Annotated in this window: 10 protein-coding genes and 2 pseudogenes; 7 read left to right on the top strand and 5 right to left on the bottom strand. The window is 64.3% G+C overall.

Features of this window, described 5'->3' with window-relative positions:
- Positions 1-39: 39 nt before the first annotated feature.
- Genes M1L58_RS20075 through M1L58_RS20065 form a run of 3 tightly spaced genes read left to right on the top strand, consistent with a single transcriptional unit; the run spans position 40 to position 5,731 of the window.
- Positions 40-1,560, top strand: a complete 1,521-nt coding sequence (locus M1L58_RS20075; protein ID WP_248660228.1) for a DUF3375 domain-containing protein — start codon at positions 40-42, stop codon at positions 1,558-1,560.
- On the top strand, positions 1,557-2,396 hold the full coding sequence (locus M1L58_RS20070) for a DUF4194 domain-containing protein (RefSeq protein ID WP_248660227.1): 840 nt from the start codon (positions 1,557-1,559) through the stop codon (positions 2,394-2,396). The genes M1L58_RS20075 and M1L58_RS20070 overlap by 4 nt, the downstream gene beginning before the upstream one ends.
- A complete protein-coding gene (locus M1L58_RS20065) occupies positions 2,393-5,731 on the top strand; it encodes an ATP-binding protein (RefSeq protein WP_248660226.1) in 3,339 nt (1,112 codons plus the stop codon). The genes M1L58_RS20070 and M1L58_RS20065 overlap by 4 nt, the downstream gene beginning before the upstream one ends.
- Positions 5,732-6,383: 652 nt before the next feature.
- Here M1L58_RS20065 and M1L58_RS20060 read toward each other — a convergent pair.
- From M1L58_RS20060 to M1L58_RS20045, 5 genes and pseudogenes are all read right to left on the bottom strand, one after another.
- A pseudogene (locus tag M1L58_RS20060) lies at positions 6,384-6,581 on the bottom strand (very short patch repair endonuclease); the annotation flags it as partial.
- A gap of 93 nt (positions 6,582-6,674) precedes the next feature.
- The gene (locus M1L58_RS20055) at positions 6,675-7,580 is read right to left on the bottom strand and encodes a hypothetical protein (protein WP_248660225.1); all 906 of its coding nucleotides are present in this window, start codon (positions 7,578-7,580) and stop codon (positions 6,675-6,677) included.
- A gap of 60 nt (positions 7,581-7,640) precedes the next feature.
- A complete protein-coding gene (locus M1L58_RS20050) occupies positions 7,641-8,969 on the bottom strand; it encodes a DNA cytosine methyltransferase (protein ID WP_248660224.1) in 1,329 nt (442 codons plus the stop codon).
- A gap of 1 nt (position 8,970) precedes the next feature.
- Entirely contained in the window at positions 8,971-9,270 is a 300-nt protein-coding gene (locus tag M1L58_RS23660) for a NaeI family type II restriction endonuclease (protein WP_374112766.1), read from the bottom strand.
- Complete coding sequence (locus M1L58_RS20045) at positions 9,221-9,913, bottom strand: very short patch repair endonuclease (RefSeq protein ID WP_282578922.1); 693 nt, start codon at positions 9,911-9,913, stop codon at positions 9,221-9,223. The genes M1L58_RS23660 and M1L58_RS20045 overlap by 50 nt, the downstream gene beginning before the upstream one ends.
- Before the next feature lie 508 nt (positions 9,914-10,421).
- Between M1L58_RS20045 and M1L58_RS20040 the strand changes: the two are divergent.
- The 4 genes and pseudogenes from M1L58_RS20040 to M1L58_RS20025 all read left to right on the top strand — a co-directional run.
- Positions 10,422-10,550 (top strand): annotated as a pseudogene (locus M1L58_RS20040) (IS21 family transposase); the annotation flags it as partial.
- A 305-nt stretch (positions 10,551-10,855) separates the two neighbouring features.
- Positions 10,856-11,059 carry a hypothetical protein gene (locus tag M1L58_RS20035; RefSeq protein ID WP_248660223.1) on the top strand — a complete coding sequence of 68 codons (204 nt, stop codon included), beginning with the start codon at positions 10,856-10,858 and terminating at the stop codon, positions 11,057-11,059.
- A 311-nt stretch (positions 11,060-11,370) separates the two neighbouring features.
- Positions 11,371-13,350, top strand: coding sequence for a hypothetical protein (locus M1L58_RS20030; protein WP_248660222.1), 1,980 nt, complete (start codon positions 11,371-11,373; stop codon positions 13,348-13,350).
- Complete coding sequence (locus M1L58_RS20025; protein ID WP_248660221.1) at positions 13,340-14,257, top strand: hypothetical protein; 918 nt, start codon at positions 13,340-13,342, stop codon at positions 14,255-14,257. The genes M1L58_RS20030 and M1L58_RS20025 overlap by 11 nt, the downstream gene beginning before the upstream one ends.
- The last annotated feature ends 12 nt before the right edge of the window (positions 14,258-14,269 follow it).

Genomic DNA, 14,269 nt, shown 5'->3' with positions numbered 1-14,269 from the left:
CGCGGGTCCCGTAGTCCCCGAGAACCCCGTGAGGCGGCGATGGAGATTTCTGCCTTCCCGGCTCAGCACGAGGTCGGGCGACCCGCCGTGCCGTTGGAATCGGCGCAGGTCACGCTGGGTGACGCCCTGGAGGCGAACCGTTCCCTGCAGAAGTCGGCGGCGGTCAAGCTGTTCGCAGCCACCAACTCGGCTCTCTACGTCACGTTGATGGAGCGTCACCTCGACTACGGCACAAAGATGTCGGAGGTCGAGCTGACGATGCGCCTCGAGCGCGACCTCGCCGAACTCGACCTCACCGAGGATCAGCCCACTGGCCTCGAACTGGTGAAACTGTGGGCCCGTCAGGGCTGGTTGCACCGCGTCACCGACACCACCGACCCCGACGCCCCCAACCTCTGCCACCTGACCAGCGAGGCCCGCTCGGTCCTGGACTTCATGCGCCGCCAGCGCCGTGAGGACTCCATCGCCACCGGCGGCTCGATCACCGGCATCGCCGCCGAACTCCGCCGCGTCGCCGGGCAGGTCAGCAACGACCCCGAGACCATCCGCCTCGAGCTCGAGGCGCAGATGTCCGACCTCGACGCCGAGCTCGCCGACCTCGAAGCCGGCCGCCGCCCACCCGTCGACCTCCGCGTCGCCGAGGACTCCGCCCGCGCCATCGGCTACCAGATGGAACAGATCATCTCCGACATCGGCCAGTACGGCACGATGCTCGACCGCATCACCACCGCGCTGCTCGACGACCCGGGCGACTCCGACCTCGCCTACCGCGACCGTCAGCGCCAACTCTTCGACGACTACGAGGCCCTGCTGCAGTCGTCACAGTCGGCGTCGTACCAGGCGTTCAGCCAGATGATCCAGGACCCGGAGCGTCGCGCCCGCCTCAAGGCCGACATCGACACCATCATCGAGAACTTCCCCGGGATGGACGCCGGCCTGCGGTCGGTGATGGACAACTTCTTCGGTCTGGTCACCCAGCAGATGGCCGAGGTCGGCCGCACCCGCCAGCGCTGCGCCCGTCGTATCCGACGCTTCGTCGCGTCGGGCACCCTCGAGCAGAGCCGCGGCCTGGCCCGGCAGCTCAACGACGCCCTCGCCACCGCCAACGACCTGCTCAAGACCTCGCTCGCGGACCGTCGCCTCGGCTACGAGCTGCCGCTGGCCGCACCGACCCTCAACTCGATCGGCCGCCTCGCCTTCGAGATCCGCGAACACGTCCCGCCCGCCCCGGCACTGCCCGCCGGTGGCGCCGACGCCGATCTGGCCGCGTTCGCGTCGATGACCGGCCAGGTCGACACCGTCGAACTGACCGAGACCGTCAACAACGCCGTCGCCGCCGGACCGGTCGCGCTCACCGACGTCATCGAAGGACTCGACGAGGCGTACCTCGCGCACGTCATCGTGCTGTGGTCCTGGGCCCAAAAGCAGGCCGCGGCAGGGGAGAAGGTGCCGATGACCACCGTGCGTTTCCGGTCCCTCCTCGGGGAGGACCACGCGATCGAAGTCCCCGACCTGACCTTCACCGAACCGATTCCGACTGCGGAGGTCGACGCCGAATGACCACCACCGATGAGACCAACGCCGCCTCCGACGAGACCCAATCCTCGCCCCCTGAGGTGCGAGCGGAGCGAGCCACGAAGGGCCCCGACCTCCCCGACGAGTTCGCCGGCTTCGACGATCTCCCCACCGTCGCCAACCGCACCACCTCGCACGCTCCCAGCGCGCCCCGCTTCGACGGCGACGTCAGCGAGATGCCCGACCGTGCCTGCTGGGCGCTGCAGAACCTGCTGGCCCGCCGTTACGTCAGCGGTGACCGGCAGCCGCAGCTGTGGTCGTGGGTGTCGGAGTACCAGGACGTGCTGCGGATCCGCCTGTCCGAACTCGACCTTCGCCTGCGCCTCGTCGACGAACTGCAGGTCGCCTTCGTCGAGCAGGCCGGCTACGACTCCCGGTGGGGCCGCCGCATTCTCAAGCGCGAGACCGTCCACACCTACGACGCGATCCTGGCGCTGCATCTGGCCAAGTACATCCGCGCCGCCCGCGACGAGGATGCGCTAATCACCCGCGAGGAGATCCACGAGCTTTTCGCCGGCGTCACCAACACCATCGACCGCGACCTCGCGCTCTTCGACAAGCGCATCGAGCGGGCCATCGACAAGATGGAAGAGCTCGAGTTCCTGCGCAAGCAGCGCGACGACGCCGACACCTTCACCGTCAGCCCGGTGATCTCCGCGGTCATGACGGCGTCGGTGATCACCGATCTGCAGCGACAGTTCGAGCAGTTCATCGGCGCCGGGGACACGGGGGAGGAGCCACCGGAGATCGCGGCCGACGAACCCACCCGGCCCGACGACACCGAGGACGGCTTCGGCGACGACGAAGGAGACGACTGGTGAGCGTCGACCAGTACCACCTGTCCCGGTTGCAGCTGATCAACTGGGGCGTGTTCGACGGGTATCACTCGATCCCGTTCAGCTCCAACGGTTCTCTGATCACCGGGTCGTCGGGTTCGGGTAAGTCGTCGTTGCTCGACGCCATCTCGCTGGCGTTCCTGCCCGACCATCGCCGCAACTTCAACGCCTCGGGCGACGCCACCGCCGCCGGCTCGTCGAGCGGTAAGCGCACCGTCGGCAAGTATGTGCGCGGCGCGTGGGGTGAGCGACGCGACGGCACCAACGCGCACCGCGAGATCATGTACCTGCGCGGCACCGGCCCGGCGTGGGCGGCCATCGCGGTCACCTACACCTCCACCTCGGGTACCGCCATCACCGGTCTGGTACTCAAGTGGCTGGCCGCGGGCAAGATGACCGACGCGCACAGCTCGTACTTCATCTACGACGGCGACGCCGACATCGTCGACGCCTGCAACGAGTGGGCCGCCTCCAACTACAACTCGGCCAAGTTCCGCGACCGCGGCTGGCGCGGCGGACCCGGCGAGGGCAAGTACCTCTCGACGCTGTACTCGCTCATCGGCATCCGCGGTTCCGACGCCGCGCAGCAGCTCCTCGGAAAAGCCAAGTCGCTTAAAAGTGTCGGCGGTCTCGCGCAGTTCGTGCGGGAGTTCATGCTCGACGCCCCGACTTCCATCGTCGGCATCTCCGACGCCCTCGAGCAGATCGACCCGCTCGTCGAGGCCCGTGAGCTGCTCGACGTCGCGCGCCGCAAGCGCACCATCCTCGGCAACATCGAGGAGGTTCACGAGCGGTACGCCACTGAGTCGGCCACGTTCAGCGTCCTCGACACCATCGACAGCACCACCATCCGCAGCTACGTCAACAATTTGCGGATCCGCAACGCTCAGCCCGAGGTCGCCGACCTCGACGACCAGATCACGCGCCTCGACAGTGATCTCGCCGCGCTGACCACCCAGCACGACCAGCTGCGCCAGGACCACAGCCTGCTGCTGGCGCGTATCGCCACCTCTACCGGCGACCTCGCTCCGCTGCGCGAACAGCTCGGCGGTGCGCAGAAACTCAGCACCGAGGTCACCGCACGCCGAAACGCGTACGAGGACAAGGTCTCCGCCCTCGGCTTCAGCCCGCCGACCAACGCCGAAGGCTTCTGGTCGCTGCGCGAGGAGCTCATCGAAGAGGCCACCAAGATCGATGGCCAGCTCGAAGCCGGCCGCGCCCACTACGCCGAGGCGCTGGCACGCGAGGTCGCCGCCCGCAGCCGCCGGGACACCGCGCAGGAAGAGCTCGGCCGCGTCGAACAGGCCGGTTCCGCATTACCGCGCACCGAACACGAGATGCGCCGCGTCATCGCGCACGCGCTGCAGATCGACGAGTCCGAGCTGAAGTACGTCGCCGAGCTCGTCGAACTCGACCCCGACGAAGAACGCTGGCGCCTGGCCGTCGAGAAGGTCCTGCGCAACGCCGGTCTGCGGCTCCTCGTGCCGGACAAGCACTTCCGTTCCGCTCTGCGCTTCGTCAACTCGCACGACATGCGCGGCCGGATCCAGCTGCACCAGGCCGAGACCCGACCGATGCCCGACGTCGAGCCGGGCACCCTGGCGTCCAAGCTGCGTTCGGTCGACCCCGGCCACCCGTGTGCCGCCGAGGCGATGACAGTGCTCGCGAAGCTCGGCAACCACATGTGCGTCGACAACCCGGGCGAGTTCTCCCAGTACGCCAAGGCCGTCACCGATCAGGGTCTGCGCAAGGATTCGGCGAAGCTTGCCGTCAAGGACGACCGCCAGCAGTTGCGCCGGTCGCAGTACATCTTCGTCGGTGACGTCGAATCCAAGATCTCCGCGCTGCGCGACGAACTCGCCTACGAGGAGCGTGCTTTCGACGACGCCCGCGAGGACTGCGCCGAGCTCGACCGCGAACGTTCCGCGAAGGAACGACGCCGCGACGCGTATCGCCGTGTGTGCGAGCAGTTCACGCAGTGGAACGAGATTGACGTCGACTCTGTCGATGATCGCGTCGACCAGCTCACCGACCAGTATGACCTCCTCATGGAGGAGCACCCCGACGTCGAGGCCCTGCAGCGCAAGGCCGAAGACCTCTGGGAGCAGGTCCGCAACGCGATCTCGCAGGCCGCGCTGGTCAAGGACAAGATCGCCCGCCAGGACGAGCGCCGCACCCAGCTGCTCGACCTCATCGACCGGCTGAAGCCCGAAGACGTTCCCGCACAGGCGGAGAAGACCCTCGACGGCTTCCGTGAGGACCTGTCGGCGACCCTCGACGTGCTCAACCCCGAGCCGTACCGCCAGGAGATCGTCAAGGCCGCCGGCCGCGAGCGCGACCGCATGCGCTCCGACGCGCGACGCTCCCGCGACGAGCTGGCCAGGATTCTCGACACCTACGACGACGAATTTCCCGACGCCATCCCCAATGACAGCGACGACTTCGACGAACGCATCCACGACTACGTCGCCGTCTGCCGTCGCATCGACGAGCGCGAGCTGCCGTCGGCGTACGAGCGGATGCGTCGCCTCATCACCGAACAGGCCCCCGGCGCGATCCTCGGTCTGCACATGGCCGCCGACGCCGAGGAACGACGCATCGTCGAGCAGATCGAACGCGTCAACACCGGCCTCGGCGCGGTGGCGTTCAACCGCGGCACCCGGCTGCGGCTGGTCCCGGGCCGCAAGAAACTCGCCGCGGTAGAGGAGCTCACCGAGAAGGCTCGCCAAATCTCCAACCGCGCAACGGCGGTCAGCTTCGGCGACGAGCAGGCCATCCTCGAGCAGTACTCCGACATCCTGCTGCTGCGCGAACGTCTCGCCGGTCACACCCCGGAGGACCGCCAGTGGACGCGCGACGCCCTCGACGTGCGTAACCGCTTCGACTTCTACTGCGAGGAGCACGACGCCGAGTCCGGCGAGACCATTCGCACCTACTCCAACGCCGGCGACAACTCCGGTGGCGAGCAGGAGAAACTGATGGCCTTCTGTCTCGCCGGCGCGCTGAGCTTCAACCTGGCCAGCCCGCACGGCAACGACAACCGGCCGATCTTCGCGCAGCTGATGCTCGACGAGGCGTTCTCCAAGTCCGACCCGCAGTTTGCCCAGCAGGCGCTCTCGGCGTTCCGCAAGTTCGGGTTCCAGCTGATCATCGTCGCGACCGTGCAGAACACCAGCACGATCCAGCCGTACGTCGACAACGTGGTGATGGTGTCGAAGGTCGAGGCGGGTCCGGATCTACGGCCGATTGCTACGGCTACGTCGACGACGATCAAGGTGTTCTCGGAGTTGCGGCGGTTGGGGAGTCAATTGTCGGTGTAGCTGGCTTGGCTACCGGAACCTCGAGGGCCACAGCGTCCGTGCACTCGGCCGGTCGACCAGTCCTCTTCGCCATGTTCGGTGGGGCACTATAATGTTGAGGATGAGGCACATAGATCGCTGGGGTCGGGGCGACTGCTCGACGTGGCTGGAACGACTGCAATGAAGTGCTCATACTGTCCGTCCTCATCGACCCGTTCTCGGGAACGAGACAGGACCGGGTCGCGCGCGACGGCGGGCTGTGGCCGGGGCTGCAAGTGGCCCGCGCGACCCCTGCTGTGATGGGGCCGTTCTGAATCGCACCAGGGCGCACCTGGTCGCAGTCCGGACGCGACTATGCTCGGCAAGATTGAGAGAGCCGACATTGAGCACGGAATTGAGATCGACTGGAACCCACACCGGCTCGCGGCGATGCCTGCCTACCGTATCGCTACGCCCTGAGGTAGTAACCGGGCCGATCACTTTCCGAGAGCTTCGCGCGCCCTGGGCCACCGGCGGTTACGCGGATTCGGTGAGCTGTCGCGAGCGCAGACGATGTGGGGCACAGGGCTGGATTGGTCCCGATTAGCCCCTAGCCTGAGCCACATCCGGATACCGCCCGCGGGCTGCGCGCCCGGTACCCGCGTCGCGGACCACGCTCGCAACACGCCCGGCAACGGCCGTGCTCTGGGCAACCGTGCCAGAAGCATCCATCGATGAATACCGCGACCTTTGTCGGCCCGAACACGATATCTGCTCTGCGCCGCAGTCCCGGTAGCGGAGGCTGGTCGACGCGGTACCGGAGGCCCATTGCATGGAGGATGCGCCTCACGGCCATATCCGGGGCGGTGTCGCGTGTCCTCTGAAGCTGCATCCTACTGCGGACGCCAGGCGACGAGGCGTACGACGCTTCCTCGGACTCGCTACGCCTGGCGCGTGTGCTCGAACTTGGCCGACCGGTCACACATCAATCATCACCCAGACCGTCGTCAGCATCACCAGGTGGACCCGGGTCGAGCACCTGCTCGGGCGTATTCATCAGCGAAGTAATGTCGGCGAATAGGTCCGTCAGGTCGAATAACTTGTCGCGCATCTGGAGCCAACGCCGGTAGTCCTTCGCATTCTTGTGGTCTTCGATCAGCGACGACTGCGGTACGTCCTGTTCTGGAGGCACATCTGTGAATGGCCTGTAGAGCTCCAGCAGCATTCGCTTATTCACGTGATAGACGCGATCGACGAGCGGGTCCGTGCTGAGGTGCCCGAGAATGTTCGGCTGGAATTCGTTAACGCCAAAAGCGATTTGCAGGTCCGGGCGGCGTCGCCGGTAGAAGTACGACTCGTGTAGGTAGGTTCCGATCCTCTCCTTGCGAAGGGTCCACTTCGTCGAAATGAGTAGCCGGAAATCGCGGGGGCCAAAGAGGACGAGGTCCGGCCTGGAGTGGTATCCCTGTGGCGCGAGCTCGAAGCCTTGCAGGGTGCGTAGGTCGGGTGTGCGTGAAGGAATGACTCCGCACAGCTTGCCGATGATCACCTGCAGCGACGTCTCGAAAGCCGCCCCGGTGACATTCGGGTCACGCTTCTTTTGGGGCGGGCCGAAGCCCTGTCTCGCTCTCTCGGCGATGTAGGCTCGCCCGATGTGGTCGACGACCTCGAAGGGGTCGCACTCCGCACCGACCACCATGTTCGCCGCGAGGTAGTCCGCAGCGCGCTCGGCGAGAACCCTACCGGCCTTCGACTTGAGTTTGTCGGACTCGACGATGTGGAGGTAGTCCTTGCCGTCGTGCTTCTCGGCCCACATCGTGATCGCATAGACATACGCCCAGGCATTCCGGTCCGTCAGGTTACCGAGTAGCTGGGGCAGCTCATTGTCCACTAGGTCCATGATGGTGGCGCGGTACCACCCGACTGGGAGTTTGAACTTGCTTGCCATAGGTCAGCTGATCTTCGAGCGCAGGCTACCGGTGGCAAATGCCTCGTGGCGGGCGTGATTCTCCTGGCCGCGGAACGCGCGCCACTCGCCCAGGCGGTAGGTGGGTGTGCCTCCTCGTTGGCGCACGTCGATCTCGAAGTCCCGGCTAAGGAACTCGATTCGGCGTTCGATATCGTCGTCGCTCAGTGAGGCTCCTAGCGCCTTGCGCAGGCCGGCGAGCGAGACGTAACCGCCGTGCTCCCTAAGCGCGCGGTACACCTCGTCGCGATATTGGCTGCTCGCACCGTGATCGCCCCTCGATGTGCCCTCCTTGCGCAGTGCTGCTGCGATTGCAACCCCTAGCGCCCGCGCGACAGGCGGAGGGAACGCGTTGCCGATCTGGCGATAGATCGCCGTCTTGCGGCCCTTCCGAACGCCGAAGTCCCACTCGTAGCCGGGCCCGGACCAGCCCTGGATCCGGGCGACCATCTCGTTCGTCAGTTTGGGCACGAAGCTGGCAGGCATGCTGGGTCCGGGAGCGGTGTCCGCGATCCCGAGGCCGTCGACCCCCAGTTTCCGCCACTCGCGCTTCGCGCGGGTCGGTCCGAGGTCGGGGCCACCATGCTTCTTCGATCCGCCCACGATCGTCGGAGCGACACGGTCGGCGCGCTTCGCCCAGACCTCAGCGCCGGGCCATCCGTTCGCGGCCATCAGGTCATACAGCGCGGTGCCAACCGTCTGGACTGCGGGTGTGGGTTCAGGCCAGGAGAAGTACGGCGCGAACTCCTCCCGCAGGGCGACTAGGATGAAGCGCGGTCGGAGCTGCGGTACGCCGAAGTCCTTGGCCTCCAGCAGTCGCCAGTCCGCGCGGTACCCGAGCTCGACAAATCGGTCGAGGACGGCCTGGCGGTACCCGGCGAAGCGCGGCATCGACAGCCCACGGACATTCTCCAGCAGGACAGCATCCGGCTCCATGCGCCCCGCGGCCTCGACTGCCCAGGCGAAGAGGTCGCGCTCGTCTGATGACCCGAGCTGCTTGCCCGCGATCGAGAAAGGCGGGCACGGCACGCCCCCGGCGAGCAGCGATGCCCCGCGGTGGTCCTCCGGCTTCCACACTTCCTCGTCGGCGACGTCCCCGACGACGACGGACGGCGACGGCAGCCCCTCCGCGGAGGCAATACGGGTCAGGTTGCGTTCGAGTGTCGCTGCCGCGTCGCGGTCGAGCTCGACGGCAAGCGTGTGCCTGAATCCCGCGAGGTGGAGGCCGAGGCTCTGGCCTCCTGCCCCTGCGCAGATCTCTACGGCTGTCAGCTGGGTCGCGCGTGTCTTGCCCTCCATAATGGTGTCCATCATGTCAGGGCCATCTGACAATCCCGGGATGCGCGCCGTGGTTTAAATGGAGGGTCGTCACCCTGCGCGGCGGGACCCGTACCAGAGGGGTCAAAGGGGGAGCCGTGTTTCGAGGGTCGCCGCGCGTAGTGCGAGACCCGACGGCCCGAGCCCGACAGCTCCTTCCCAGCTGGGTTCCTTCGGCGCGACGTGGCAAGCGACGGTCCCAGCGATGGCGCTGTGTGCGCGTGCCGTCGCATAGCTGGTCGAATGTGTCACGCAGAACCTGCGCGGTGATCGCGCCGCCGGGATCCAGTCGCTTCATGCGTCCGCGACACTGTCGCGAGCGAGATCGCTGGGCAGAGTGTGTCTGAGCTCGAGGTGCGCGGCCGGACGGTACCGTACTTGAGACCGCGCTGTTGGCCGGGGCCGGAACCTCTACCTTGACCTCTTGACCCAATGGGAAATGCCTGTTGAAATCTGCGATGCTCTTGAGGCGACTGCTTCATCCGCCTCTGGTCGAACGGTGGTGGACGCTGCGTAGGTGTGGTTCGGCCGACCGATTTTAGGGCGGTCAATACTCTGTTAACCGAATCCTCCAAATCGTTACGAATGTCTACGTCCCATATACGAATGACTCTCCAACCCCTTCGGGTGAGTTCCTCGTCGGCCAGACGATCGCGCTCGATGTTCCCAGCGATCTTCTGTCGCCAATAGTCTGACGACGCTGTCGCCGGGTTCCAGTGGTCAGGGTGGCCGTGCCAGAAGACGCCGTCGACGAAAACAGCCACCTTCCAGCGGGTGAATGCGATATCGGGTCGGCCGGGTAGGTCCGCCTTATGGACACGGTACCCAGTGACCCCCTTATCTCTCAGCGCTGCGCGAAGCGCGAGCTCGGGCTTGGTGTTCTTACTGCGGATCGCGGCCATGTTTCGGGAGCGACCCCCTTTGCTGAGATGATCGGCCATGGTATCAGCATGCCAAACTCAACGAAGCGGCCGGAGGACGCAAGGATCTTTAGCGTCTAAAGGTGAATCGTCCTCGGCCGAATGCTGTTGGGGCTGTGGTTGAGCTTGGACGTAAGAATGACTTTGATCGCGGTTAGCACCACACTCGTACGACCTGGGACGTAGCGACGGCGTACGGGCAGCGCGGTGGCCTGACCGAGAGATGCCGCGATATCGGCGGCGCAGAACTGCGTCCCCGTGGGTTTCGGCGGCTGCGAGGGTGGGCTATCCGTGTTGCGTCGCAGCGACTAAAGAAGGTCCTTGGTGCTCTCGGCCTCATGGTAGTCGTTGAAGGTCGGCTCGGTAGCATCGGCCACTATTGACGACGCCTGAAAGCTGACCCCCTGGCAACGGGTGAATTTTGACCCCCGTCTTGTTAGGAGGGTGATTTCAGTGGAGCAGTGGGCGGAGATCCGCCGTTTGCATCGCAGTGAGGGTGTGCCGAGTGTTCGCAGTGGGATCTGTGGTCCCCGACTATCGAATCCCGGTGGGCCACAATCAGTTGTCGATGTTGCCGGTGTTGGTGATGACGTCGGCGTTCTCCCGCTATCGTTCGGCGGTGATGATCCCGTCCCGCCAGGGCGGGGACATCCTCGCGCCGCCCGGCCCGGGCTCTCCCACATGTTGACGAGTGGCGAGTTTCGACCCGGCGTGCTCGGCGAGGCGGTCGTGATACATCCTTACCGCTCGCCCACGCGTTTCCTGATCGAACTGCCTCGGTGCAGAGCAGACATACAGGCATTCTCCTGGTGGATCACGGTCTTCACCAGACCCAGGACGGGTTCAGTTCCATCCATTTGACGCTGCAACGTGCGATGCCAGCTTCAGCGCTAAGTCAGAACGGGGGAGTCAACACGGACAGGCGCGCGTCAACTAGCTATCCGCCAGGTAAACGGCCGCATCGTGCGGCAGGCCGAGCTCGCCACCGTCGCGCAACAGGACGATTTCATGAAGCGCGCGCGTGGCAACGGGGCCGCCAGAATAGCGCTTTGCCCCGAGGAATCTTGGTCCTCGGCCATCAGGACAACGACTCCCTCGTGGGTCAAGCGTTGGGATTGTCCGTTCCTCCCAAGGGTGGCTGGTCGGAGCTCGCTTCGTACCCGCTAATGGGGATCGCTTCGACCCCATAGCGGAGATCGATGCTGAACGATGGGCGGCGCAAGGCCTTGCGACCCAGTCGTGGCCGCGCCAGAAGTTGGTTGCGGACAGCGCTGAAGGTTTAGCGGCATGTTTGCCACGCCGAGCGCGGAAACACCTCGCTGCAGCTGCTGGATGGACTACCGTTTGCGGCGGGATAGTGCGCATATGGGGGATTCGTGACGAGCAGAGGGGTGGCGGGCCTGCCAGACGCTTACCAAACTTGGCAAGCTCGACTGGCCGGTGAGTTCTTCAACGGTCGTGAGAAGCAACCTGTGGTCATGTTCGTCGACCGCGCTGTTCTGCAAGACCTCTCCGATGAATGTGAAGACGGACCCCGGTCACTAGCCGGCGCCGTACGTCAGCTTGTGGACGTCACCGCCGGACGATTGATGTTCGCTCGAGTCGAACGGGCGGACGTCACCTGGCATCGAGGGTTGCGGGATGAGCCGCCGCCGACACTGCCGATTCTTGCACTCAGTGTGCTGGCTGCTTCTGAGATGTCACGCGATGGGTCGATAGCGAGCAACAACTACTACGTCCCACTCGCGAAGGCCCTGCTGCCGGATGGATCGGACGCTGACATAGCTACGCTTCGCACTGCCCTTCGCGATCAAGGTGCCTTCACCTCCGTTGCTGGGATGTGGGTCAGGCTCGATCGCTGGCTGGACGAGAACGGTGGCAAGTTCGGCCTCTCGACGATTCGTGAGCATCCGGAACTGACACGGATCGGCTATCCGCTTTCGCAGACATTAGTGCGTAAAAGCGACCGCGCCGCGCTTACTCGGTTCTTCGACAAGCTCAACTTAGGAAGGGAAGGTATACCAAGCCCCTCGTCTCTGATTTCGATGTTGCGTGTCTGGACGAGCACTCGTGCACAGGGACTCAGCGAGCGCTTCATTGCGTCGCTCAGTGAGCCTGTTGTTGGGGACTACATGCGAACGGTTGTACATCAGCTCGCGGTCGCATGGGACGGCAAGATAATCACCGCCGAGGGTCTTCGTCGACTTGATCTGCGCTTGGTGGTTGATATCGATCGGAGCGCGGCCTGGTGGGTGATCCCAGCGGTGTCGGATGTGACAGAGGATCTGTTAGAGGGAGTTTCGGACGGCGAACAATTTATCGCGTTGCTGACGACCGATCCATATAACTCAATGTTCGAGGTGGATGGCTTGCCGCCGGTGAGCGCCGCTGCACTGACAAACGGTCTGGCCGCGCGGGGCAAGTATTGCGTTGCGGAGTTTCAACCATCGAAACTGCTTGTGCTTGCAGACAATGCTGATGCAGGCGGGTGGATGTCGGTCGATGCACTGCAGCCCTACGAAGAACGGGTACTTCTCGTTGCGTCAGAGTCTGTTCCAGCGGTTCATCGTGTATTGAACGATGCAGCTGATGGCGGATGGCAGCGTATGGCTCAGTCGATCGTTGACGGAGTCTTTTCCGGCTACGCGATTTTCTACGGCGTGAGGTTCAGCGACCAGACTTCGCTCGAGAAGGCGATGGCTGTTCTGCCTGTCACGGTCGCTAGGAACCTTCGAGTGGGTGCAAACATCCGCCCTCGGCTGGTGAATGGTCTGCCGATCCTTCGCAGCATCGGCAGGAATATCTACTTTCCTGGTGGTGAACCAGATCTCGCTCTTCCGGTTGGGGCAGAACCTCGCAAGACGGATGTCTTCATTGATGGGACAGTCGATAGTCTGCTCGCATCGATCTTCCCTTTCCCAATCAGCCGGATCGGCCCATGGAGGGAGGGGGCTCACGTCGTTCGCGCAGACGGGGAAGAGCTGACGTTCTTGGTCGCGCCTGGCCGCGCAGACGATCGGAACCCGCCCGGTATTGGCAAACTTGGTTGGTCGAATGGCAGGTTAGGTGATCTGCCTCTGCCGCAGTCGATCTGCGGATCCCTGTGCTCTGATAGAGCACCCGAACCGAATGCCGTGCTTGCGCGCCGCGGGGCAGCAGAGAACTGGCTCATCCTGCCCAGCGGCCAGTTGGAAGAGATAAGAGAACCGCTATCGCCAGTCGGTTTCGACGGGGTCAGCTTTCCGATGTTCGAGGTCGATCATCCGAAGGCGACGTGGCTAGCGCAGAAGCGTCGCGATCGATGGTCAGTCATCAGGATTCGTGTGCAGGAACCAAACTTTCGTAGTCTATCACCGCAAGACAGTGAGATCTGGCGAGAGCTATGCGAGGTTGTCGTTGCCGACGACCCGATCTGGCATATGTACCGAACCGCGTGGGAGAGGTTCGATGGACGCTGATCTAATGCTCGCATGGATGAGCGAAACAGGTGAAGGCGATATTTGGGATCTTCGTCAACGTGTGGCCTGGCTGGCCCGAAACGCCGACCTGAATCCTCAGCCATTTGAAACGGGCCGGTGGTTGCGGGATATGACCGCTTTGGCGCATGTCGAAGTTGACTGGGTCGGCGGACGCTGGGCGATGGCTCCGGCAGTTGCCGTGCTGCTGCCGTCATGCGGTGGTACGACTGTGCTTGCCGGCTGTCGTCGCCTTGGTCTAGTCGAGGAACTCGGCGATCTACTCTCGGTGCAAAAAATCCCCTGCGCTGCAAGCGATTCGCGACTGAAGACTCCGACTCAGGTCTATCTGCAGTTGGATACGATCAATGATCTCATTGAAGGTCTGAGTACTTGTGGCATCGACTATGGCGGTCGGGCGGCCCACCATATCGCGGACAGGTTGTCGCCATTGCGGCTGGGAGAACCCGCCGCGCCGCCCGCTTACGCCGCGCCAGTGAAACACCTTCAATTGGATGGCGCCCTACGGTTCGTAGATGGAAGGCTGACAAGCCAATCCGGGCTCTGCCAGATTTCCGTGCAAGGCCGTCCCTCTTACCTGTACCGCAACGGCGATGAATGGTTTCACACTGTCCATGCAGACGGTGTCCTCTGGGCCCTAGCCGAGAACGGGATCGAAGTCTTCCGCTGGCGGTTTGAGCGCGTTGACGGCGACGATGAGATGGGCACATTGTTTGTTGACCAGGGCGCACCACTCCCACCGCTTCAAGCACGCGCGCTCGTTCTGTGCAGCGGTCAGCCACCCGCCTTCGGTGAACTCGCAAAGACCGCAATCTATCGGAATGTTTCAAGATCAGTGGCCGACCAAGTAGCGCGATCCGTCCGCCAGCGACTCACGCCCATCACGTAACGATTAGAGGAG

The organism is Gordonia sp. C13 (assembly GCF_023218005.1).
GTDB classification, from domain to species: domain Bacteria; phylum Actinomycetota; class Actinomycetes; order Mycobacteriales; family Mycobacteriaceae; genus Gordonia; species Gordonia namibiensis.
The sequence above is the reverse complement of the archived record's forward strand: the minus strand, read 5'-3'. Positions and strand labels throughout refer to the sequence as shown.

What these genes read in the sequence shown, in the direction of transcription:
- M1L58_RS20025 (WP_248660221.1), top strand. Translation starts at nt 13,340, where the DNA reads ATGGACGCTGATCTAATGCTCGCATGGATGAGCGAAACAGGTGAAGGC.
- M1L58_RS20030 (WP_248660222.1), top strand. Translation starts at nt 11,371, where the DNA reads ATGTTCGTCGACCGCGCTGTTCTGCAAGACCTCTCCGATGAATGTGAA.
- M1L58_RS20050 (WP_248660224.1), bottom strand. Translation starts at nt 8,969, where the DNA reads ATGATGGACACCATTATGGAGGGCAAGACACGCGCGACCCAGCTGACA.
- M1L58_RS20070 (WP_248660227.1), top strand. Translation starts at nt 1,557, where the DNA reads ATGACCACCACCGATGAGACCAACGCCGCCTCCGACGAGACCCAATCC.
- M1L58_RS20075 (WP_248660228.1), top strand. Translation starts at nt 40, where the DNA reads ATGGAGATTTCTGCCTTCCCGGCTCAGCACGAGGTCGGGCGACCCGCC.
- M1L58_RS20045 (WP_282578922.1), bottom strand. Translation starts at nt 9,913, where the DNA reads ATGGCCGATCATCTCAGCAAAGGGGGTCGCTCCCGAAACATGGCCGCG.
- M1L58_RS23660 (WP_374112766.1), bottom strand. Translation starts at nt 9,270, where the DNA reads ATGAAGCGACTGGATCCCGGCGGCGCGATCACCGCGCAGGTTCTGCGT.